This window comes from Leisingera sp. XS_AS12, from assembly GCF_041224635.1.
GTDB lineage: Bacteria > Pseudomonadota > Alphaproteobacteria > Rhodobacterales > Rhodobacteraceae > Leisingera.
The window spans coordinates 206,381-226,759 of sequence record NZ_JBGFGM010000107.1; the positions used below are offsets into that span (position 1 = coordinate 206,381).

Genomic DNA, 20,379 nt, shown 5'->3' on the forward strand with positions numbered 1-20,379 from the left:
CTGCGGCGGGCGGGCAGCCGGGCCGCAGGTGATTTTGCCCGCCAGAGTAGTCATCCGGATCGCGGGGTCAATCGCCGAGGATGACGCCGCGCCACGCCCCTGCGCCGACGCGGCCTTTGGGGCCAATGGCTTGCACCACGGCCCTCAGCTGCTTAAATGGCGCAACCCCCGCCGGGACGAACACCATCAGAAGAGGCCCGAGATGACCCCAACGAACCGCCGGACCTTGCCCCTGCGACGGACCCTGACGCGATGAGCAAGCCGCATAAATCCTCGCGCGAGCTGTTCGGCTGGCTGTGGCGCGGCTATCTGCGCCATTACATCGGTCTTTTGGGCATCGCGGTGGTCTTCATGTTGATCGAGGGCGCGACAATGGGCGCGCTGGGATACATGATGCAGCCGATGTTCGACCTTGTCTTCGTCGATGGCAATTCCGACGCGCTGGTCTGGGTCAGCCTGGCGTTCCTGGCGATCTTCACCCTGCGCGGGGTGTCCAGCGTCACCCAGAAGGTGCTGCTGAGCAAGGTCTCGCAGACCTCCGCCGCGCATCTGCGCAAGGACATGCTGGCGCGGCTGATCCGACAGGATCCGGCGTTTCACCAGCAGCACCCGCCGGGGCTGCTCCTGCAGCGGGTGCAAAGCGACGTCGGCGCCATCGGTGCGGTCTGGCAGGCGGTGATCACCGGCGCGGGCCGCGATCTGGTCGCGCTGGTGGCGGTGCTGGGCGTGGCGTTCAGCATCGACTGGCGCTGGACCCTGATCCTGCTGATCGGGGTGCCGGTGCTGCTGCTGCCGATCGCCACGATCCAGCGCTACGTGCGCAAGAAGGCATCGAAAGCGCGGGATCTGGGGGCGGATCTGGCGACGCGGCTGGACGAGATCTTCCACGGCATCGTGCCGGTAAAGCTGAACCGGCTGGAAGACTACCAGGTGGGGCGCTTCACCGAACGCACCGATGAGTTTGTCAAATCCGAGGTGAAGGCGGCTTTCGGCACCTCCTCGATCTCCGGGATGACCGACATCATGGCCGGCGTCGGCTTCATGGCGGTGCTGCTGTATGGCGGCAACGAGATCATCGAAGGCGAAAAGACCGTCGGCCAGTTCATGAGCTTCTTCACCTCGATCGGCCTGTCCTTCGAGCCGATGCGGCGGCTGGCGAATATCTCCGGTGTCTGGCAGAATGCGGCCGCGGCGCTGGAGCGCATCAAGGAGCTGCTCGACGCACCGATCCTGTTGCAGGAGCCCGAACACCCCAAACCGGCCCCCGAGGGGCTGCCCGACATCCGGCTGCAGGGGGTGGACCTCAGCTATGGCGACGCCCGGATCCTGCGCGACCTCTCGCTGGAAGCGGAGGCGGGCAAGACCACCGCGCTGGTCGGTGCCTCCGGGGCGGGAAAATCGACCATTTTCAACCTGCTGACCCGGATGGTGGACCCGCAGGTCGGCTCCGTCACCGTCGGCGGCGTCCAGGTGAACGAGCTGAGCACCGCTGATCTGCGGAGCCTGTTCTCGGTGGTTACGCAGGACGCGATGCTGTTCGACGAGACCCTGCGTGAAAACATCGTTCTGGGCCGCACCGACGTCAGTGACGAGGAGTTGCAGGCGGCGCTCGAAGCCTCGCATGTGGCGGACTTCCTGCCCAAGCTGGAACATGGGCTGGAGACACGGGTGGGACCGCGCGGTTCAGCCCTGTCGGGCGGTCAGCGGCAGCGGGTGGTGATTGCCCGGGCCCTGTTGCGCAACACGCCGATCCTGCTGCTGGATGAGGCGACCTCGGCGCTGGACGCGCAGTCGGAGAAGGTGGTGCAGGCGGCGCTGGACAAGCTGGCGGGCGGGCGCACCACGCTGGTGATCGCGCATCGGCTGTCGACCATCCGCAACGCCGACAAGATCGTGGTGATGGACCGCGGCCGGGTGGTGGACCAGGGCAGCCACGAGGAATTGCTGGCGCGCGGCGGCATTTATGCCGACCTCTACCGGCTGCAGTTCCAGGACGGCAAGGCCGTGGTCGACACCACCGCCATCACGGCGCAGACCGAGCATCTGACCAAAGGCCGCAGCGGTTCGCGCGAGCGCTGGTTCCGCCGGTTTGCCCGCAAGCTGTTCGGCTGACGCCCGGCAGTGCATCGGGCCGGTTGCGGGCCGCACCCTTCCCGCGGGAGGGGCGCGCGGAACGGGTTATTTGCTGTAGGACTTTGCCAGACGCTCGGGCGTGGCGCCGAGGAAATACCGCGCCAGCGTCCACAGGTTGCGCCCGCCGCGCCGCAGCCATCCGGCCCGCTGGTAGCGCACGGCACTGGTCAGCGCCGCCGAAGGCAAGGCGGTCAGACCCTTGAGGCGGCGCGCCAGCGCCACGTCCTCCATCAACGGCTGGTCGGGGTAGCCGCCCGCGGCCACATAGGTATCGCGGCGGATCAGCAGCCCCTGGTCGCCATAGGGCAGGCCGAACAGGCGCGAGCGCAGGTTGGCCCAGCCCGCCACCAGCGCAGGCATCACCCCGGACGCACGGAAGCGCAGGCGGAAATAGGCGGGCAGCCCCTGCCCCGTCTCCAGATGCTGCGCCACCGCGTCGGCCCAGCCCGGCGCCAGCCGGGTGTCGGCGTGCAGCACCAACAGCCACTCGCCGCGTGCCACGGCGCAGGCCCGGCGCAGCTGACCGCCGCGCGACGGCGTACCGCTGATCCATTCGGCCCCGGCAGCCTGGGCAATGGCGCGGGTTTCATCCTGCGAACCGCCATCGGAGATGATCAACTCGCAGATCAGCCCGGCGCTCAGCCCCTCCATCAGGTGCTCGAGGCAGGCGGGCAGCTCTGCCCCCGCGTTCAGGGTGGGGATCACGATGCTGACCGGCGCGGGCATGAACGCCTCCTGTGTGGTTTTGCGGTTTTCTTCCGCCGCACTTCCTATATCACTGTGCGGCAAAGTTAAACGCCCCGGCCAACGGACCGGTTCCAGCGGAGACACAAGCATGAGCAACCGTCGCATTCTGCGCCTGAGCGGCGCTGACACACGCAGCTTCCTGCAAGGGCTGGTCACCAGCAACGTGGACCGTCTGAAGGACGGCCTGGTCTATACCGCATTGCTGACCCCACAGGGCAAATACCTCGCGGATTTCTTCCTCGCCGAGGACGGCGAGTCCGTCCTGCTGGACGTGGAGGCCAGCCTGGCCGAGGGGCTGATGAAACGCCTGACCATGTATCGGCTGCGCGCCGATGTGCAGGTGGAGATGACCGAGCTGCAGGTGCGGCGCGGCACCGGCCCGGCACCGGAAGGCGCGCTGGCCGACCCCCGCCACCCGGACATGGGCTGGCGGCTGTATGGCCCCGAAGGCGGCGATGACGGCAGCGACTGGGACGCCATCCGGGTGGCCCACTGCATCCCCGAAAGCGGCATTGAACTGGGGCCCGACACCTACATCCTGGAAGCCGGGTTCGAGCGCCTCGGCGGCGTCGATTTCCGCAAGGGGTGCTATGTCGGCCAGGAGGTCACCGCCCGCATGAAGCACAAGACCACCCTGCGCAAGGGGCTGAGGGTCGTGGAGGTCGCAGGCACTGCCCCGGTGGGCACCGAGATCACCGCGAACGGCAAGAGCGTCGGCACGCTCTACACCCAGTCCGGCGGTCGCGGCATCGCCTATCTCCGTCTTGATCGGGCCACCGGCGACATGCAGGCCGGTGAGGCGCGCGTCACCTGGCACCCAGAGGCGGAGGCCGACGACAAGGGCTGACGCGCGATCTACGCGCATGGCTGGCCGTGTTCACCAGCGGTTCACGCGCGCGCCGTAGGGTGCAGGCGAGTGCTGTACACCCAAAGGACTTCCCATGCGCCTGATCACCGCCGTCGCGCTGACCGCGATACCCGCCTGCCCTGCCCTCGCCACAGACTGGAGCCACAAGGACTGGCGCGTTTCCGTCACCGTGCATGAAACGACCGAGGACCGCCACCTCACCTGCCGCGCCAGTACCGGCGGCGACGGCGATCCGGTGCTGGCGCTGTCGGTCTACTCCGGCGATGTCGGCCCGCCCTACAGCTATCCCATGGCCCAGGTGATCGAACGCGCGCCGCGCGGCTACGGAACCGCGATGCAGCAGAACCAGCCGGTCGATTTCCTGTTCGACTTCGATCGCGGCTTTGCCATCACCGCCACCGCCTCCGCCGGCTTTGACTCCGAAGGGATCGCCACCGCCGAAACCCAGCTGCGCCCGCAGGACCATCTGCCGATGTTGCAGGCAATGAAGCAGGGCCGCTGGGTGGAGATCTGGGCGGGCAACGACATGCTATACGAGGCGTCTCTCAGCGGCTTTACCGCCGCCTACGGCAAGATGATGGACGCCTGCGGCTTTGACCTCGCGCTGCCGCCAAGGTGATCCGGCGGGGTCTGCGCAAGAGCTCTCCGAGCTGATGCCCGCAAGACCGGTCTGAAGGATGTCGGCTGCCAGTCCACGGCCAAAGAGGTCCACAGCCCAAAAGGTCCACCATCAAAAAAGCCGCCCCGAGGGAGGGCGGCTTTCTGTTTTCCGGGTCGTCCTGGATCAGGCGCGTTCGGAATATTCCATGGTCTCGGTGTTGACGACGATCATCTCGTCCTGCCCGACGAAGGGCGGCACCATGACCTTGACGCCGTTGTCCAGAATCGCGGGCTTGAAGGAGTTCGCTGCGGTCTGGCCTTTGACGACCGGCTCGGTCTCGACAACCTTGCAGGTCACCTTCTGCGGCAGGGTCGCGTTCAGCGCTTCGGATTCGTAGAATTCCACCACGATGGTCATGCCATCCTGCAGGAACGGGCGACGCTCGCCCAGAAGATCCGCGGGTAGCTCGATCTGCTCGTAGGTTTCGGTGTCCATGAACACCAGCATGCCGTCGGTCTCATAGAGGAACTGCTGGTCTTTCTGCTCGAGGCGCACGCGCTCGACCTTGTCGGCGGAGCGGAAGCGCTCGTTCAGCTTGGAGCCGTTGCGCAGGTTGCGCATTTCGACCTGGGCAAAGGCGCCGCCCTTGCCGGGCTTGACGTGATCGACCTTCACCGCTGCCCACAAACCGCCATTATGTTCCAGGACGTTACCAGGACGGATTTCATTGCCGTTGATCTTGGGCATGGGAAAATGCCTTTCAGATGGTTGATGATAATTTGTAAGACCCTATATCTGGCAGGCTGATCGCTGGCAAGACAAGGATATGGTGTGTAGAAAGGATGAAAAAGCTATGCGCAAATTGCATGAATGCTATGCATCTGCGCTCTATCCGAATCGTCACAATTCCGCCATAAGCAGCGCTACGCCGAAAATTGCAATAGCAAGAACAACAAGGGATACGAGATGCGAGATTTCGTAGACGGCACCGCTTACAATAACGAGCAAGGCAACCGCGCCCGCAAACTCTTTGCCGCTGTTGTCCTGGCCGCACTGGATGATGCCATCGCCGACGACAAGAAATATGGTAATGGCCCCGAACAGATCGCCCGCTGGGCGCGCTCGCGCGACGGTCGCGAAGTGCTGTCCTGCGCCGGTATCGACCCGAACGAGCGGGTTGTGGAAGGTCTGATGGACTTTGTCGGTCGTGGGGTGCGGACCTCGGTCGCGCTGTCGCGCGAGGAAAGCGAGCGTCGCAACGCCGCCCAAGCAGAAGCCGCCTGACGGCCCCTGCCTGTCTGATAGATCTATCAGATGAAAAACGCGCCCCAGAGATGGGGCGTGTTTTCTTTTGCGCGCCCCCCTCCTCCGGCCGCGCGCTTCTGTGCCCCCCGTGACAATCTGACCAGACGGCAACAGGTCGTGCCGGGGCCAAACCACGGCGGTTCCGGCGCACGCCCCATGGACGGCGGCGGCTAAACTGCTATCCATGGCGGCAACAACAGGCGCAACCAGGGAGCAGCGGATGGCGCGTTCAATCATGATCCAGGGCACCGGCAGCAATGTCGGGAAATCCCTGCTGGTGGCCGGACTGGCGCGGGCCTATGTGCGGCGTGGGTTGCGGGTGGCACCGTTCAAGCCGCAGAACATGTCCAACAATGCCGCCGTGACGCCCGAGGGCGGCGAGATCGGTCGCGCCCAGGCGCTGCAGGCGCGGGCGGCCAGACGCGCGCCGCATACCGACATGAACCCGGTGTTGCTGAAGCCGGAAACCGACACCGGCGCGCAGGTGATCGTGCAGGGCAAGCGCCGCGGCACCCAGGGCGCCGGGTCGTTCCTGCGTGACAAGTCCGGCCTGCTGGAGGCGGCGCTGGAAAGCTACCACCGGCTGGCGGCAGACGCCGACCTGGTGCTGATCGAGGGCGCGGGCTCCCCGGCGGAAACGAACCTGCGCAAGACCGACATTGCCAACATGGGCTTTGCCTGCGCCGCGGAGGTGCCGGTGGTGATTGCCGGCGACATTCACCGCGGCGGGGTGATCGCGCAGATCGTCGGCACCCATGCGGTGCTGGAACCGCAGGACCTGGAGCGCGTTGTCGGCTTCCTGGTCAACCGCTTCCGTGGTGACCTCAGCCTGTTTGACGGCGGCCGCGACGACATTGCCGCGCGCACCGGCTGGCCCTGCCTGGGGGTGGTGCCCTGGTTCTGGGATGCCTGGAAGCTGCCCGCTGAGGACATGATGGATATTGCCTCGCATCGGGGCGGTGCCTGCAAGGTCGTGGTGCCACAGCTGGAGCGGATGGCGAATTTCGACGATCTCGACCCGCTGGCCGCCGAGCCCGCGGTCACGGTCGAGATCGTGCCGCCGGGTCGCGCCCTGCCCGGCGACGCCGACCTGATCATCCTGCCCGGCAGCAAGTCGACCATCGGCGACCTTGGCTACCTGCGCCGCCAGGGCTGGGACATCGACATCCTGGCCCATTACCGCCGCGGCGGCCATGTGCTGGGCCTGTGCGGCGGCTACCAGATGCTGGGCAAGACGATCGACGATCCCGAAGGGGTCGACGGCCGCCCGGGAAAGGTCGAGGGGCTGGGCCTGCTGGATGTTCACACCGTGATGGCCAACGACAAGCGGGTCACGCTGACCGAGGCGTTGACCCGTGACAGCGGGCTGCCGGTCAGCGGCTATGAGATCCACATGGGCCGCACCGAAGGCCCGGATTGCGCGCGCGCCTGGCTGACGATCGGGGAACGCCCTGAAGGCGCTGCCTCTGCCGATGGGCGGGTGAAAGGCTCCTACCTGCACGGGCTGTTCTCGTCAGACCGGTTCCGCGCCAGTATTCTGGAGAGCTTGGGATACGCCAGCCAGCCGGGATATGACGATGGTGTCGAGGCAACGCTGGATGCGCTTGCCGACCACCTGGAGCGGTACATGGATCTGGATCAGCTGCTCACCCTGGCGCAGCCGGTGGTGCGCTGAGGCCAGGCTGAGCACCCCTGCCCCGCCTGCCTCGCACCTCTGCTGCGCGCGCGCAATCAGGGGAGGTCCGGTGATGGCGCCAGGGCTGGAACCGCCCTGAGACTGCACCGAATTCCCCTGCCCCGCACATTGGGCAACTCGCGGATCAGAGCAGGTCGTGCGCGGCCAGAGCGCGATGGATTTCGCGGCGCACCAGCTTGCGCACATTGCGGGTGATCCGCTCACCCAATGCGCCCTGCAGCTCCTCTCGCACGATGCTGGCGACCAGTTCCCGCAGGCCGTCCTCGTCAAGGTAGGCCTCACCGTTGGCCTCTGCTTCGGCGGCCAGCGCATCCATCGCAGCCTCGGTCGCCGCAGATGCGGTCAGGGCCTCGACCTCATCGCTCTCGGCGCTCTGCGTTACCGGTGCTTCCTCGCGCGCCTCGGCCGATGCCGCGGGTTGCGCCGGTTGCTCCGCCGCCTTGGCGGGCTGCACCGCTGCGGCCAGTTCCGCCGACTGCGGCGCAACGGACGACAGGGGGTTCTCACGCACAGGCTCGTCGCGCCACACGATCACATCCGGCCCGATCGAGGCAAAGGGCCCCTCGGTCTTGCTGTCGGGTTCCCAGACCGGTTCGGGCGCACCGGCCGCCTGGCCCTGACTGCGCGCCTCCATCTCGGCGATCTTGCGCACGACGGAGGCGGCACGATGGGCCACGGATTCGGTCTGGGCAGCGCCCTCGGACCGGGCAGCACTCTCGGGCGCTTCGGCGGTTGCGGCCTCTGGCGCAGGATCGGCAGCCGCGGGCTGTTCGGCAACCGCATGTGTGCCGTTGAATTCGGAAACTTGGGACGGATTGGCCGCACACGGCTCTGCCGCGATCCCCTCGCCTTCGGGGGCCTCCTCGTGCTCGGCGGCATCCGCAGCAGCGGCAAACAAGGTGGCACCCGGACGGCCCCAGGGCGCTTGCCCGTCACCCGTCTCGGCGGCGTCGGCCTGGGAGACGGAAGCGGCGTCAGCCTCCACGCGTTGGGCAGCGGCGACATCCTCGCTCGCGGCGGCCTGATCCGTGGCGGTCTGATCGGGATAGAGACGTCGGTGATGGAAGGCCAGTGGCGGCTCGGCAGCGAAGTCTTCCGGCGCCGGGGCGGATATGTCCGGGTCCGGGATCTCCGCAAGTGTTGCGGAAGCGGTATCTGCGGCGGATTGGGCCGCCGAGGCGACCGGGGCAGCCGCAGGCGCGGCGCCGTCCTGATCCTGATGATCCTCACTCGTCGCAGGGCCGTCCTGCACCCGCAGGGCTGGTGTCAGGACAAGCCGCGCCGCGGGATGCGGCGCAGCCTCATCACTGCGGGTATCTTCGCTCACCAGACGGCGGATCGAGGACAGAACATCTTCAATCTCGGCGTGGGTAACTGGGTCGGACATTTTTGATAACCACTCTTGCCTCTTACGGTAGAGTGTAGCGACCTTCCCTGTTCCACACAACAGATAGGATGAATTGTCAGTTACGCCCCAAGGCCTTGAGCACCCGGTCCAGATCCTTGCCGCGCTTGCTCAACGGAACGGGGGCGTCCTTGACCAGGTTGTAATAGAGCGTGGGATCGTAGACCTCGACCGCGAGGCCGAGGTGTTCCGCGGTCAGCAACCCCTGCGCCTGCAACAGCTGATAGGCGGCGATGGCCTGGTTGGCCCGGGCATTGACCTGCTCGGTCTGCGCATCGAGGTAATCCTGCTCGGCCTGCAACACGTCCAGAGTGGTCCGTGCGCCCAGCGTCGCTTCCTCGCGGATACCATCAAAGGCGACCTTGGAGGCGCGCACGCGCTCGGCCGAGGAGATCAGGCTGACGCGGGCTGTCTCGACATTGTAATAGGCGGCGCTGACGCTTTGCTGGACCACCCGCTGCGTGTTGATGAGCAGGCCGCGCTGCGCATCCGCATTGGCAATCGCACGCCGCCGCACGGCCGAGTTGCGCCCGCCCGCGTAGAGCTCCTGCCCGAGGGTGACACCGATGCTGGAGCTATTGCCGGAACTGTTGCTGCCATGGGTGTCATCGCTGACGCCGACCTGCGCCTGCAGGCTGACCCGCGGCCCCATGTCGGCGGTGGCGGCGGCCACCTGGTAATCGCGGGCCTTGACCACATGCTGCTGGGACAGCAGGTCCGGGTGGTTGCGAATGGCGACCGCCTGCGCGCTCTGCAAGGAGGCGACGGTGCGCGGCAACGGCGGCTGCCCTGCGATCACGCCGGGGTCGCGGCCCACGACTTCCCTGTAGGTCGCCTTGGCGGTCAGCAACACGCCTTCGGCATTGGTGAGATTGGCGCGCGCACCGGCAACCCGGCTTTCTGCAAGCGCCACATCCGTGCGGGTGACCTCGCCGACGTCGAAACGGTCGCGCGCGGCCTTCAGCTCCTCGCCCAGCAGGCGCAGGTTGTTGCGGCGCAACCGGACATTCTCTTGTGCCTGCAGCACGTCGACATAGGCCTGAACCGCGCGCAGCAGCACCGATTGCTCAACGCTGAGCAGGGCCTGGCGGGTGGCCAGAACCGTTTCCTGTGCCGCCAGCTTGTTCAGGCGGCTGGCCCCACCATCATAGAGAAGCTGGGTCAGTTGCAGCCCGGTGGACAGGGTATTCTGTGTCCGGTCCTGGCGGAATTCGCTGTAGCTGTTGGTGGCGGAGACGGTCCATTCGATCACCGGTCGCAGCCGCGACACCGCAATCGCCACATCCTCGTCGGCGGCCCGCAGCAGGGCCCGGTTCTGCTCCAGCAGGCCACTGGTCTTGTAGGCGCCAATCAACGCATCGGACAGGTTGTCGGCCGCGGCCTTCAGCGGCATCAGCGCCGTGGCGGCGACCCCGCCGGCAAACACAAAAGCCTTGAATACACTCGCAGAAAACTTCATTCGCATAGGTTGCCTTGCTCGTTTGCCGCGCCGCCAGTCGCGGTGATTTACCTCTTGAGCAGCGGCCGCCGACAACGATCCGGCGCCCGGCTCATCCATCTTGGCACACGGCCACCCCCAAGAACCGTGGCGACCATCCGGGGATGGTCTAGAGCGCGAATTCCCGCGCCGCCGCAAACCCCGGCAGGACCGGAGCATTTGCGTTGAATTCAAACCGCCAGGAAATCTGGTCGCCGGATTTGTATCCGATCTTCACTTCTCCCAGCGCGCCGCGCACCAGCAGCGCCGCGATCCGGCCGCCGTCCTTGAGCTGGTCGAGCAGCGCGGGCGGCAGGTCCTCGACGCCGCCCTGCACGAGGATAACGTCATAGGGGCCATGTTCCGCCGCGCCTTCGGCCAGCGGCCCGGTGTGCACGATGGCATTGTCGGCCCCCGCATCCGAGAGCAGCGTTTGCGCGTCCGCCGCGAGGTCCTCGTCTTCCTCGACGCCGATCACCATCTGGGCGATGCGAGCGGCAACCGCGGTGGAGTAGCCTAGCCCACAGGCAACATCGAGCACCAGCTCGTCGTTCTGCAGGTCCACCGCATCCAGCATCTTGGCCAGCGTGCGCGGCTCCAGCAGGACGCGACCGCCGCCAAGCGGCACGTTCTGATCGGCGTAGGCGGCCTCGACCTGGGAATCGGGCACGAACTGCTCGCGGGGAACGTCCAGCATGGCGGCGATGATCGGGTATTTGGTGACATCCGACGGTCGGATCTGGGTATCCACCATCATGCGGCGGCGCTCAGTGAAATCTGGCATCTGCTAAACTCATGTGTTCAGTCGGTCAGGCCGGTTGTGACATATCCCGCCCGGCACGGCAACGGTGGCGTTGGCGCGCGCAATTAAAGTCGTGCAGTGCTGCCATGAGGCAACTGCCGATGATGGTGGAGCACTCGCTTCCGGGCCCGGTCAGACCCTCTGCGAGCCACAGGTCCTGTCGCGCAGAAGGGATGCCGGATGCCACATCAATACCTGCGGCACCGCGGGCCAGACCGGCAGCACGTCACGCCCCCTCCTCGCCGCCCCATGCGACCGACGGCGAGAGGGCCTGCCCTGACGTCTTCCCCACGCAGGGGCTGCCCGCGGGGCGCTAGGGGGCGCAGGATTTGCAGAACGGCGTGTGCGGGCTTTGATCCAGAAGATCCGCGCCGATTTCGTCGCCGCAAATCTGGCAGAAGCCGTCGGAGCCTTCACGCAGCCGCGCCCGCGCCGCTTCGACCTGCCGCAGGTCCTCCGCTCGGACCGCGCCGGTCGCGGCAGGTCCCGCCACCGCGACCGGATCCGGCCAGGCCGAGGCCATGGCCAGCCCCTGCCGCGAATGCGATGCGTCCGGCTGACTGCGGGCACTCTCGGTCACGGCACCGGACACGGCCCCGGACAGCCGCGCGCTCTGCGCCCCAAGCGTTTGTTTCCTCGCAGTAAAATCCATAGGCTCAACCTCCGCCTTCCCTTGCCGCCGGTCAGGCCGGGGCCGACCTGGCACCGGCAGCGCCGACCCAAGCCTATATTGCATTTACAGGATAGCACTCATCCAGAGGTTGCACAAGTTTCCCCTCTGGCCACGGCAAGTGGCGGCGGTTTTTAGCATGCGCCGAAACCGCTGGCCTGAAGAGGGGGTGCTTGTTAAAAACTCTGTCAGATTATCAATCCATTACACTCCAAACCAAGGGGCGAGGGAAATGTTCCGAATTATTGTGATAGGGCTGGCCGTCTGGGGGCTGTCCGCCTGCGAAACCGCCAAGGGCGCCGGGCGCGACATCCAGAAAGCCGGGCAAGCGATCAGCGGCGCGGCGCAGGACGTACAGAACACCATGTAAGCCCGGGCGGCGCGCCGACAGGGCACCGCCGACACCCGCGAGCCAGCCTTGCGCCCCCGGCGCGCCCCACCGCCCGACCACCGCTCGACCACCGTCCGAGCGGAAGCACGCGCACGCCCGCGCGCGTATTATGCCGCGCGGCACACGTGGCGGCTTGACCAAACCCCGAATCCAAATCATATGCCTGAGCATGACTGATCTCGCCAAAATCCGTAATTTCTCCATCGTGGCCCATATCGACCACGGGAAATCCACCCTCGCCGACCGGCTCATCCAGGAGACCGGCACGGTGCAGGACCGTGACATGAAGGAGCAGCTGCTCGACTCGATGGATATCGAGCGCGAGCGCGGGATCACCATCAAGGCCAACACCGTGCGCATCGATTATGTCGCGAATGACGGTGAAACCTATGTGTTGAACCTGATCGACACCCCCGGCCACGTCGACTTTGCCTATGAGGTCTCCCGCTCGATGCGCGCGGTCGAAGGCTCGCTCCTGGTGGTCGACTCGACGCAAGGGGTCGAAGCGCAGACATTGGCGAATGTCTATCAGGCGATCGAAGCGGATCACGAGATCGTGCCGGTGCTGAACAAGATCGACCTTCCCGCCAGCGACTGCGACCGGGTGGCGGAGCAGATCGAGGATGTGATCGGCATCGACGCATCGGGCGCGATCCAGGTTTCGGCCAAGACCGGCCAGGGCATCCGCGAGACGCTGGAAGCCATCGTCACGCAGCTGCCCGCCCCCAAGGGCGAGCGCGACGCGCCGCTGAAAGCAATGCTGGTGGACAGCTGGTACGACGCCTACCTGGGCGTGATCGTTCTGGTCCGCATCATGGACGGCGTGCTGAAAAAGGGCATGCGGGTGAAGTTCATGTCGAACAACACCCTGCACCACGTCGACCGCATCGGCGTGTTCCGCCCCGCCATGCAGGTGGTGGACGAGCTCGGGCCCGGCGAAATCGGCTTCCTCACCGCCTCGATCAAGCAGGTGCGCGACACCCGCGTCGGCGATACCATCACCAACGACCGAAACGGCTGCGAAAAGGCCCTGCCGGGCTTCAAACCGGCCCAGCCGGTGGTGTTCTGCGGTCTGTTCCCGGTCGATTCCGCCGAGTTCGAGGACCTGCGCGACGCCATCGACAAGCTGGCGCTGAACGACGCGTCCTTCAGCTTCGAGATGGAAACCTCGGCCGCGCTTGGCTTCGGCTTCCGCTGCGGCTTCCTCGGCCTCTTGCACCTCGAGGTGATCCGCGACCGGATCGAGCGCGAATACAACATCGAGCTGATCACCACCGCGCCGAGCGTGATTTATCACGTCTACATGAAAGACGGCGAGATGATCGAGCTGCACAACCCTGCCGACATGCCCGACATGTCCAAGGTCGACCACATGGAGGAGCCGCGCATCAAGGCGACCATCATGGTGCCGGACGAATACCTGGGCGACGTGCTGAAGCTGTGCCAGGACCGTCGCGGCATCCAGGAAGACCTGACCTATGCCGGCAGCCGCGCCATGGCGGTCTATGACCTGCCGCTGAACGAGGTGGTGTTCGACTTCTACGACCGGCTGAAATCGGTGACCAAGGGCTATGCCTCCTTTGACTACCAGATGACCGGCTACCGCCAGGACAACCTGGTGAAGATGTCGATCCTGGTGAACGACGAGCCGGTGGACGCGCTGTCGACCATGGTCCACCGCGACCGCGCCGAAATGCGTGGCCGGGCGATGTGCGAGAAGCTGAAGGACCTGATCCCGCGCCACATGTTCAAGATCCCGATCCAGGCTGCCATCGGCGGCAAGGTGATCGCCCGCGAGACCCTCTCGGCGCTGCGCAAGGACGTGACCGCCAAATGCTACGGCGGCGACGCCACCCGGAAGCGGAAGCTGCTGGACAAGCAGAAGGCGGGCAAGAAGAAGATGCGCCAGTTCGGCAAGGTGGACATCCCGCAGGAGGCGTTCATTTCCGCCCTCAAAATGGACAACTGAGACTGTCCGTTTTCGCGGGACGGCATAGTTCTGCAACGCTACGCCGATAAAAACGCTTGCAAAACGGGGCTTCGGCTCCGTTTTCTGTTTTCTGCTATTGCTGCCGCCCCACCCCTTCCACCTTCACAGACCGGCGCGCGCCCCGCGCGCACGTCCGGCGTTTCGCCTGCTCCTCTGGGCTTTAGTACCCCCATGCGCCACTCTCCGCCCATCCGCAGCCAGGCCACCACTCCGCTGCTGAAAACGCAGCCGTTCCGTGCTATCCTTCCGCCGTTCATCTGGGGAGGATAACACCATGAAACACCTGACTTTGGCCGCCGCGATCACCCTTTTGGCGTCGCCGCTTCTGGCCGGGCAGTGCCCCGCCGACATTGCCGCCATCGACGCCGCGCTGGCCGCCGGGACAGAGCTGTCGGAGGAAGACCTGGCAAAGGTCCAGGACCTGCGCGACGAGGGGCAGAGCCTGCATGACAGCGGCGATCATGATGCCTCGGTCGCAACCCTGGCCGAAGCCAAGGGGCTGCTGGGACTCGAATAGGCGCCTTCAGGCATCACGCCTTCAAAAACGCCCGGCGGCAAACCGGGCGTTTCATCTCCGCTCTGCGGCTCCGGCGTTGAGCGGTTCAGGCGCTGCTTTTATCGCCTGTCGCGGCGGCGCGCATCGCGCTGCCGCCCTTGACTTTTGTGCGCCCGGCGGCAGGGCCGCCCGCCCACAGGCTCAACGCGGCCCCGGCCCGATCCCGCCGATGCAGCGCCAGCCGCTGCAATTTCCGGAAAAATCCGCTATACTGCCCACATTCCGCGGCTCACGCGGCCCCTTGCGGGTGACGAACCAAGCACAGGAGGACAACCGGAATGGACGCAATCAAAGCCAGTGAATACGCCCGTGCGCTCTACTCGGCGCATGGCGACAAGGCCGAGGCCGAGGCCGCACAGAAGATGCGCCAATGCGCCGAAGCCGGGCGCGATAGCGAAGCCAAAGACTGGAAAGCCGTGCGCCAGGCCGTGCGCGCGATGCGCGGGCCAAATCAGGCCTGAGGCCAACCAGGAACCGTAACGTCCGGGGTGGCGGGCCGCGCTGTGGCGGAGGCTTGCCGCCCCTCTCTCACCCCAGGTCACCGTGATTGAAACGAAGCCGCGCTTGCGGCATACTGCGGTGCAATTGCGGGCAGCAAGCCCGCGCCGCATGAACAGGGCACGAGCAGATGAAACACTTCCTGACCGCCGCAGCTTGCGCTGCATTTCTGGCCGGGCTGATGCCCGTAGAATCGCAGGCTGGCACGATTGAACGCGCCTGTCGCCAATCCGACCGGACCGCCGCCTCGCCGCGGCTGTGCCGCTGCATTCAGCAGGTCGCCGACCAGAGCCTGACCCGCAGCGAGCAACGCACCGTCGCCAAATTTTTCGCCGACCCGCACCGGGCGCAGGTGGTGCGCCAGTCCGACCGTCGCAGCGACGAGCGGCTGTGGCTGCGCTACAAGGCCTTTGGTGAAAACGCCGCCCGCAGCTGCGGCTGAGCCTGCGATCACCTCCCCAGACCGCCCGGCATGACCGCTGGCGACGCGGGCTGAAGGCTGCCTGCACGGCAGCCGACACCGCACCCGGCGGCTTTGCGACATTTTGCACGTCAACGCCCGCCCTCTTGACCGGCATGCTGCAACGCGGAACAAACGGGTCCAAGCGATTTGGAGTGTTTGCATGTTGATGAAGGGCGTGACCCTGCGCGGGCTGGAGGTGTTCGAAGCACTGGCCAAGACCGGTTCGGTGGCACAGGCGGCCGAGTTGACGGGCCTGAGCCAGCCTGCGGTCAGCCAGCAGATGCGCAATCTGGAAAAGGCGCTGGATAGCGAGCTGATCGACCATGGCCGCCGCCCGATGGTGCTGACGGCCGCCGGTCGCAGCTTCCTGACCCGAACCGAGGCGGTGCTGGCCGAACTGCGGCTGGCCCAGAGCGAGCTGACGGTGATGGATCTCAGCCACCTGCAGGCGCTGTCGATCGGGCTGATCGACGATTTCGACAATGATCTGACACCGCGGCTGGCCACCATCCTGGCCGACAGCCTGACCGGGTGCAGGCTGAAGATGATCACGGCCTCCAGCCATGACATCGTGCGGGCGCTGGAAGCGCGCGATCTGCACATCGCCATTGCTGCGACCTCGGGCAACCTGCACGAAGGCATGGTGGAATATCCGCTGGTGCGCGATCCCTTCATCCTGGTGGTGCCGCGCGGCGTGGTACGGGGGAGCGCTGACGCCGCCGCCCAGCTGGACGGTCTGCCGCTGCTGCGCTACGCGCGCGAGCAGCTGATCTCACAGCAGATCGAGGCGCTGTTGGCGCGTCAGGCGCTGACCTTCGAAAACCGGTTCGAGGTGGGCTCCCACCTGGCGCTGATGGCGATGGTGGCGCGGCGCATCGGCTGGGCGATCACGACCCCGCTGGGCTACATGCGCGCCGGTCGCTTCCACGACCAGATCGACGCGCTGCCATTGCCCTTTGGCGAGATGTCCCGCACCATCTCCCTCTTTACCGCCGCCGATTGGTCGGACCGGGTGCCCCGTGACGTCGCCGAGACGGTGCGTCGGCTGGTGCAGAGCCAGATGATCGATCCGGCGGTCCAGCAGCTGCCGTTTCTTGCCAGCGGGTTTCGGACCATCAGCGCCTGAGGCGCCCTGCCCCTAGCGCCGCGCCGTGCCAATCGCCTCTTGCAGCCCCTTGGCCGCAGCCTCGATCAGGTCGAGGCACCCATCGAAGTCGCGCGTGTAATAGGGGTCCGGCACGTGGTCCATACCGCTCTGCGGCGCGTAATCGGTAAACAGACGCAAGGACGTCTGGTTCCCCCTGGGGCGCAGGGCCTCGATCTTGTCGATGTTGCCCTGATCCATCGCGATGAGCAGATCGAAAGCGTCGAAATCCGCCGGGGTCACCTGCCGCGCCCGCAGATCGCTGATGTCCAGCCCGCGCGCCCGCGCCGCCGCCTGCATCGGTCCATAGGGCGGCTCCCCCACGTGCCAGTCCGAGGTGCCCGCGCTGTCGGTTTGGACCTCGGGACAAAGCGCGCGAAACACGCCTTCGGCCGCCGGGGAGCGGCAGATGTTTCCTAGGCAGACAAACAGAATACGGGTAGGCATGGGGCGGATCTCCTGTGGATGGGAGCAGTGATAAGGGGTTCAGGCGCAATGGAAAAGAGCATGCAGAAGATCGTGATCCTGACTGGTGCGGGGATTTCGGCCGAAAGCGGGCTGGGAACGTTTCGCGACGAGGGGGGCCTCTGGGCGCAGCACAGGATCGAGGACGTCGCGACACCCGAGGGGTTTGCCCGCGACCCGGCGCTGGTGCATGGTTTCTACAATGCGCGCCGCGCCCAGGCAGCGGCGGCGGAGCCCAATCCGGCGCACCGCGCGCTGGCGCGGCTGCAGGCGGAGCATCCCGGCGAGGTGGTGCTGATCACCCAGAATGTCGATGCCCTGCACGAGGCGGGCGGCGCTGACCCGGTTCTGCATATGCACGGCACGCTGGCAGGCGCGCTCTGCGCCGCTTGCGATCATCGCTGGGTGGCACCGGCGCAGATGCACCCCGGCCAGCCCTGCCCCGCCTGTCGCGCCCCAACGGGCCGCCCTGACGTGGTCTGGTTCGGCGAGATGCCCTACCACATGGAGGAGATTTACGCGCATCTGGCGGAGGCGGATCTGTTTGCCGCCGTCGGCACCTCGGGCGAGGTCTACCCGGCGGCCGCCTTCGTGGACGAGGTACAGGCGGCGGGCGCACATACGGTGGAGCTGAACCTCGCCCCCTCTGCCACGACCTCGCGCTTTGCCGAGCGCCGCTATGGTCCCGCCAGCGAGACCGTGCCTGCCTGGGTGGCGGAGCTGCTCGCCTAGCGCCAGGCGGCAAAAAGCCCGCCGCAAGGGCGGGCTTTGGGCGCGAAGGAGGGCTGCAGCGCAGCCTGACGCCGCGCCCGCCCTGCCCCCCGTGGATCAGTTGGACTGGCCGGAGTGGTCGTGACCCTTGTCATGGCCGTGATCATGGCCGTCCCCGTGATTGTGGGCATCGGGCATTCGCTCCAGGTCGACGGGCACCTCGATCTCGATCTCGCCGGCCTGTTCGAACACCAGCGTCAGCTTGACCACATCGCCGTGGTTCAGCGCGCGGGTCAGCCCCATGAACATCACGTGGTCGCCTCCGCGCTGCAGCCGATGGGTGGCGCCCGCGGGCACGGCAAAGCCTTCCTCGACGTGCATCATCTTCATCACGCCGTCACCGCTTTCCTTGTGGGTGTGCAGCTCGACCCGCGCCGCCACGTCGGAGCGCACGGCAATCAGGCGGTCATCCTGCGCCGCGTGGTTGGTGATTTCCAGAAAGGCTGCACCGGCCTTGGCCACGGGCGAGGACACCCGCGCGTATTGGTCGTGCACCATGATCTTGGCAGCGTGGTCAGCCAGCGCAGAGGTGGCCAGAGCAGCGGCAGCGGAGGCCGCAAAAAGTACGGATTTCAGGGACATGGCATGTCTCCTCATAGGTCGGAATTTGGCAATGGTATCAGTGGGAAAGCGGCCGCAGCCTCAGCCCGCCGCGGGCGGCGCGCGGGCACTGGCGTGCAGCCGCGGGGCCGCGCCCTGCAGAACCGGGGCGTCCATCGCCACGCCTGCCGCAGCATAGCTGCCGGGCACCGGCAGCGCCGAGGGTGGCACCACCGCATCCAGCACATGTGTCACGCAGTCGGGGCAGTAATGCGGTGCCGGAACCGGCTGGCCCTCGGCATCGGTGTAGACGACCACCGCCCCCATGCCGGTGCAGATCACCATCGTTCCGGTGGCATCGCGGCCGCCTTGGGCCGCGGCCGCGCTGTGGGCCGTCAGGGCGACGGCCAGGGCCAGGAACAGGCCGAGATATCTGCGCAATACGGGTGTCATCGCGGCATGATATGCCCGCGCAATACCCCGCCCGCAAGGGGGCGCAGGCGACAGGCGCCGCGCAAAACCGCCGCAGGCCGCAGCAACGCAAACACCGCGCGAAGGCTGCCCTTCGCGCGGTGCTGCAATTCCGTGATCCGCGCGGGATCAGCGCCAGTGATCAGGCCGCGGCGGCCTGTGCCTTGGCGATCTCTTTTTTCACTTTCAGCGCGTTTGCCGACAGCTCTTCGTCCTTGGCTTTGGCCAGGAAGGCGTCCAGACCACCGCGGTGATCGACGGAGCGCAGAGCAGCTGCGGAGATGCGCAGCTTGATGCCACGGCCCAGAACTTCGGACTGCAGGGTCACGTCGTTCAGGTTGGGCAGAAAGCGGCGTTTGGTTTTGTTGTTGGCGTGGCTGACATTGTTGCCAGTCATCGGGCCTTTTCCGGTCAGTTCGCAACGGCGCGACATATCATCATCCTTCGTTTCTGTAAGCCCGGAGCAGCTCCGGGCCAAATCACAAGGGGCGCGGCCATTGGCTGCGCCCGAAAACTGGTCCGCTGCTCATACGCTCAACCGGCAACAGCGTCAAGTGATTCAACTCAGCTTTCTTGCCCGGCTTATGCCCCGGTTTCCGCTGCCTGTGCAAGACGCTTCAGCGCGGCATCCGCCGCCGCCGCCAGCTGCGGCCTGCCGTGCTGCCGGGCGATGCGGGCAAGCTTCTGCCAGTAGCTGGGCGAGTGGCGACGGCGGCTGCGGTGCATTGCCAGCACGCGGGCGGGCGTCAGCGGCCCCTCGCGCAGGAGCGTTTGCAGATCCCAGAAGCTGCCCCCCTCGCGAATGACCTGGCTGGCGGGGTGGCCTGCGCAGGACAGGCGGCACAGCTTCAGGTCGGAAAACACCGCCTGGATGAACAGCGCATGGCTGAGGTCCATCTTGCGGAAGGGGTCGAACAGCACCACCCCCTGCACCCCGTGACGGCCAAAGCGCACGAGATCGCCCAGCTCGGCGTCAAAGCCCGCGGCCTCCTTGCGGCGGCGGTCGTTGGGAACCGCGCCGGGAGCAATGGTGAACTGTGGCGACACCGCGATCAGCCGCTTGAGGTGCAGCGCCTTGGAGAACCGCAGCGCGCCGTAGCCGCCCATGGAAAACCCCATCGCCGAGACGTCCTCGAACCCCCTGGTCAGGGCCCTGAGACTGCGCGACAGCGGTTTGGTCTCGGCGTTGATGTACCAGTCGTTGTGCCGGGGCTGGATGTGCAGATGGGCGTAGCCGTGCCGCGTCATGTTGCGGACCGGGCCGCGGTCTTCGAACTCCCCGGCCACGGCGACGCGTTGGCGGAAGGTGACGAACAGGCGTTTGCTGCCCGGGTTGAACAGCGAGGCGCGCAGATGTTCGCCGTCAAAGACGCGGGTTTCCTGCAT

At 66.4% G+C, this 20,379-nt stretch carries 23 protein-coding genes; 12 read left to right on the plus strand and 11 right to left on the minus strand.

From position 1 onward, the window contains the following. The first annotated feature begins 252 nt into the window (after positions 1-252). Positions 253-2,112, plus strand: coding sequence for an ABC transporter ATP-binding protein (locus AB9K35_RS15025; RefSeq protein WP_369927257.1), 1,860 nt, complete (start codon positions 253-255; stop codon positions 2,110-2,112). Positions 2,113-2,178: 66 nt separating this feature from the next. Here AB9K35_RS15025 and AB9K35_RS15030 read toward each other — a convergent pair whose 3' ends face one another. Further along, on the minus strand, positions 2,179-2,859 hold the full coding sequence (locus tag AB9K35_RS15030; protein WP_369927259.1) for a TIGR04283 family arsenosugar biosynthesis glycosyltransferase: 681 nt from the start codon (positions 2,857-2,859) through the stop codon (positions 2,179-2,181). A 109-nt stretch (positions 2,860-2,968) separates the two neighbouring features. On the opposite strand from AB9K35_RS15030, the gene AB9K35_RS15035 reads away from it, so the two are divergent. Together AB9K35_RS15035 and AB9K35_RS15040 are read left to right on the plus strand one after the other, a co-directional pair. After that, positions 2,969-3,727: a folate-binding protein YgfZ gene (locus tag AB9K35_RS15035; protein WP_369927261.1), complete on the plus strand. Its 759-nt coding sequence runs from the start codon at positions 2,969-2,971 to the stop codon at positions 3,725-3,727. Positions 3,728-3,821: 94 nt separating this feature from the next. Beyond that, complete coding sequence (locus AB9K35_RS15040; protein WP_369927263.1) at positions 3,822-4,367, plus strand: hypothetical protein; 546 nt, start codon at positions 3,822-3,824, stop codon at positions 4,365-4,367. Positions 4,368-4,532: 165 nt separating this feature from the next. Here AB9K35_RS15040 and efp read toward each other — a convergent pair whose 3' ends face one another. Further along, positions 4,533-5,096, minus strand: coding sequence for an elongation factor P (gene efp / locus AB9K35_RS15045; RefSeq protein WP_222454063.1), 564 nt, complete (start codon positions 5,094-5,096; stop codon positions 4,533-4,535). A gap of 219 nt (positions 5,097-5,315) precedes the next feature. On the opposite strand from efp, the gene AB9K35_RS15050 reads away from it, so the two are divergent. Next, positions 5,316-5,633, plus strand: coding sequence for a DUF6280 family protein (locus tag AB9K35_RS15050; protein WP_008556013.1), 318 nt, complete (start codon positions 5,316-5,318; stop codon positions 5,631-5,633). Positions 5,634-5,874: 241 nt separating this feature from the next. After that, positions 5,875-7,329: a cobyric acid synthase gene (locus AB9K35_RS15055; protein WP_369927266.1), complete on the plus strand. Its 1,455-nt coding sequence runs from the start codon at positions 5,875-5,877 to the stop codon at positions 7,327-7,329. A 145-nt stretch (positions 7,330-7,474) separates the two neighbouring features. On the opposite strand, the gene AB9K35_RS15060 is transcribed toward AB9K35_RS15055, so the two are convergent. From AB9K35_RS15060 to AB9K35_RS15075, 4 genes are all read right to left on the minus strand, one after another. Then, positions 7,475-8,737 carry a hypothetical protein gene (locus AB9K35_RS15060; protein ID WP_369927268.1) on the minus strand — a complete coding sequence of 421 codons (1,263 nt, stop codon included), beginning with the start codon at positions 8,735-8,737 and terminating at the stop codon, positions 7,475-7,477. A gap of 76 nt (positions 8,738-8,813) precedes the next feature. Further along, positions 8,814-10,220 carry a TolC family outer membrane protein gene (locus AB9K35_RS15065; protein ID WP_369927270.1) on the minus strand — a complete coding sequence of 469 codons (1,407 nt, stop codon included), beginning with the start codon at positions 10,218-10,220 and terminating at the stop codon, positions 8,814-8,816. 142 nt (positions 10,221-10,362) lie between these two features. After that, positions 10,363-11,016, minus strand: a complete 654-nt coding sequence (locus tag AB9K35_RS15070) for a protein-L-isoaspartate O-methyltransferase (protein WP_222454067.1) — start codon at positions 11,014-11,016, stop codon at positions 10,363-10,365. A 331-nt stretch (positions 11,017-11,347) separates the two neighbouring features. Beyond that, positions 11,348-11,686 (minus strand): TraR/DksA family transcriptional regulator, encoded by a 339-nt coding sequence (locus tag AB9K35_RS15075; RefSeq protein ID WP_369927272.1) that lies wholly within the window; start codon positions 11,684-11,686, stop codon positions 11,348-11,350. Between the two features lie 250 nt (positions 11,687-11,936). Here AB9K35_RS15075 and AB9K35_RS15080 point away from each other — a divergent pair, with 250 nt between their 5' ends. The 6 genes from AB9K35_RS15080 (at position 11,937) to AB9K35_RS15105 (ending at position 16,728) form a co-directional block, all read left to right on the plus strand. Then, positions 11,937-12,074, plus strand: a complete 138-nt coding sequence (locus AB9K35_RS15080; RefSeq protein WP_369927274.1) for an entericidin A/B family lipoprotein — start codon at positions 11,937-11,939, stop codon at positions 12,072-12,074. 190 nt (positions 12,075-12,264) lie between these two features. Then, positions 12,265-14,064 (plus strand): translation elongation factor 4, encoded by a 1,800-nt coding sequence (lepA, locus tag AB9K35_RS15085; protein WP_222454070.1) that lies wholly within the window; start codon positions 12,265-12,267, stop codon positions 14,062-14,064. 295 nt (positions 14,065-14,359) lie between these two features. Next, positions 14,360-14,602 (plus strand): hypothetical protein, encoded by a 243-nt coding sequence (locus AB9K35_RS15090; protein ID WP_222454071.1) that lies wholly within the window; start codon positions 14,360-14,362, stop codon positions 14,600-14,602. A gap of 317 nt (positions 14,603-14,919) precedes the next feature. Then, complete coding sequence (locus AB9K35_RS15095; RefSeq protein WP_222454072.1) at positions 14,920-15,102, plus strand: hypothetical protein; 183 nt, start codon at positions 14,920-14,922, stop codon at positions 15,100-15,102. Positions 15,103-15,269: 167 nt separating this feature from the next. Further along, positions 15,270-15,581 (plus strand): hypothetical protein, encoded by a 312-nt coding sequence (locus AB9K35_RS15100; RefSeq protein WP_222454073.1) that lies wholly within the window; start codon positions 15,270-15,272, stop codon positions 15,579-15,581. A 181-nt stretch (positions 15,582-15,762) separates the two neighbouring features. Next, entirely contained in the window at positions 15,763-16,728 is a 966-nt protein-coding gene (locus AB9K35_RS15105) for a LysR family transcriptional regulator (RefSeq protein ID WP_369927278.1), read from the plus strand. A gap of 12 nt (positions 16,729-16,740) precedes the next feature. Here AB9K35_RS15105 and AB9K35_RS15110 read toward each other — a convergent pair whose 3' ends face one another. Beyond that, complete coding sequence (locus tag AB9K35_RS15110) at positions 16,741-17,193, minus strand: low molecular weight protein-tyrosine-phosphatase (RefSeq protein WP_369927279.1); 453 nt, start codon at positions 17,191-17,193, stop codon at positions 16,741-16,743. Positions 17,194-17,253: 60 nt separating this feature from the next. Here AB9K35_RS15110 and AB9K35_RS15115 point away from each other — a divergent pair, with 60 nt between their 5' ends. Beyond that, a complete protein-coding gene (locus AB9K35_RS15115) occupies positions 17,254-17,943 on the plus strand; it encodes an NAD-dependent deacylase (protein ID WP_369927281.1) in 690 nt (229 codons plus the stop codon). Between the two features lie 96 nt (positions 17,944-18,039). Here the strand turns inward: AB9K35_RS15115 and AB9K35_RS15120 are convergent, their stop codons facing one another. The 4 genes from AB9K35_RS15120 to AB9K35_RS15135 all read right to left on the minus strand — a co-directional run bounded on the left by AB9K35_RS15120 (position 18,040) and on the right by AB9K35_RS15135 (position 20,379). After that, complete coding sequence (locus AB9K35_RS15120; RefSeq protein ID WP_369927283.1) at positions 18,040-18,564, minus strand: copper chaperone PCu(A)C; 525 nt, start codon at positions 18,562-18,564, stop codon at positions 18,040-18,042. Positions 18,565-18,624: 60 nt separating this feature from the next. Continuing rightward, positions 18,625-18,975, minus strand: coding sequence for a hypothetical protein (locus tag AB9K35_RS15125; protein WP_369927285.1), 351 nt, complete (start codon positions 18,973-18,975; stop codon positions 18,625-18,627). A gap of 160 nt (positions 18,976-19,135) precedes the next feature. Further along, positions 19,136-19,426 carry a 50S ribosomal protein L28 gene (rpmB, locus tag AB9K35_RS15130; RefSeq protein ID WP_222454078.1) on the minus strand — a complete coding sequence of 97 codons (291 nt, stop codon included), beginning with the start codon at positions 19,424-19,426 and terminating at the stop codon, positions 19,136-19,138. Positions 19,427-19,575: 149 nt separating this feature from the next. Then, positions 19,576-20,379, minus strand: a complete 804-nt coding sequence (locus AB9K35_RS15135) for an alpha/beta hydrolase (RefSeq protein ID WP_369927287.1) — start codon at positions 20,377-20,379, stop codon at positions 19,576-19,578.

Coding starts and splice junctions, on each gene's coding strand:
- AB9K35_RS15025 (WP_369927257.1), top strand. CDS start 253: ATGAGCAAGCCGCATAAATCCTCGCGCGAGCTGTTCGGCTGGCTGTGG.
- AB9K35_RS15030 (WP_369927259.1), bottom strand. CDS start 2,859: ATGCCCGCGCCGGTCAGCATCGTGATCCCCACCCTGAACGCGGGGGCA.
- AB9K35_RS15035 (WP_369927261.1), top strand. CDS start 2,969: ATGAGCAACCGTCGCATTCTGCGCCTGAGCGGCGCTGACACACGCAGC.
- AB9K35_RS15040 (WP_369927263.1), top strand. CDS start 3,822: ATGCGCCTGATCACCGCCGTCGCGCTGACCGCGATACCCGCCTGCCCT.
- efp (WP_222454063.1), bottom strand. CDS start 5,096: ATGCCCAAGATCAACGGCAATGAAATCCGTCCTGGTAACGTCCTGGAA.
- AB9K35_RS15050 (WP_008556013.1), top strand. CDS start 5,316: ATGCGAGATTTCGTAGACGGCACCGCTTACAATAACGAGCAAGGCAAC.
- AB9K35_RS15055 (WP_369927266.1), top strand. CDS start 5,875: ATGGCGCGTTCAATCATGATCCAGGGCACCGGCAGCAATGTCGGGAAA.
- AB9K35_RS15060 (WP_369927268.1), bottom strand. CDS start 8,737: ATGTCCGACCCAGTTACCCACGCCGAGATTGAAGATGTTCTGTCCTCG.
- AB9K35_RS15065 (WP_369927270.1), bottom strand. CDS start 10,220: ATGCGAATGAAGTTTTCTGCGAGTGTATTCAAGGCTTTTGTGTTTGCC.
- AB9K35_RS15070 (WP_222454067.1), bottom strand. CDS start 11,016: ATGCCAGATTTCACTGAGCGCCGCCGCATGATGGTGGATACCCAGATC.
- AB9K35_RS15075 (WP_369927272.1), bottom strand. CDS start 11,686: ATGGATTTTACTGCGAGGAAACAAACGCTTGGGGCGCAGAGCGCGCGG.
- AB9K35_RS15080 (WP_369927274.1), top strand. CDS start 11,937: ATGTTCCGAATTATTGTGATAGGGCTGGCCGTCTGGGGGCTGTCCGCC.
- lepA (WP_222454070.1), top strand. CDS start 12,265: ATGACTGATCTCGCCAAAATCCGTAATTTCTCCATCGTGGCCCATATC.
- AB9K35_RS15090 (WP_222454071.1), top strand. CDS start 14,360: ATGAAACACCTGACTTTGGCCGCCGCGATCACCCTTTTGGCGTCGCCG.
- AB9K35_RS15095 (WP_222454072.1), top strand. CDS start 14,920: ATGGACGCAATCAAAGCCAGTGAATACGCCCGTGCGCTCTACTCGGCG.
- AB9K35_RS15100 (WP_222454073.1), top strand. CDS start 15,270: ATGAAACACTTCCTGACCGCCGCAGCTTGCGCTGCATTTCTGGCCGGG.
- AB9K35_RS15105 (WP_369927278.1), top strand. CDS start 15,763: ATGTTGATGAAGGGCGTGACCCTGCGCGGGCTGGAGGTGTTCGAAGCA.
- AB9K35_RS15110 (WP_369927279.1), bottom strand. CDS start 17,193: ATGCCTACCCGTATTCTGTTTGTCTGCCTAGGAAACATCTGCCGCTCC.
- AB9K35_RS15115 (WP_369927281.1), top strand. CDS start 17,254: ATGCAGAAGATCGTGATCCTGACTGGTGCGGGGATTTCGGCCGAAAGC.
- AB9K35_RS15120 (WP_369927283.1), bottom strand. CDS start 18,564: ATGTCCCTGAAATCCGTACTTTTTGCGGCCTCCGCTGCCGCTGCTCTG.
- AB9K35_RS15125 (WP_369927285.1), bottom strand. CDS start 18,975: ATGACACCCGTATTGCGCAGATATCTCGGCCTGTTCCTGGCCCTGGCC.
- rpmB (WP_222454078.1), bottom strand. CDS start 19,426: ATGTCGCGCCGTTGCGAACTGACCGGAAAAGGCCCGATGACTGGCAAC.
- AB9K35_RS15135 (WP_369927287.1), bottom strand. CDS start 20,379: ATGCAGGAAACCCGCGTCTTTGACGGCGAACATCTGCGCGCCTCGCTG.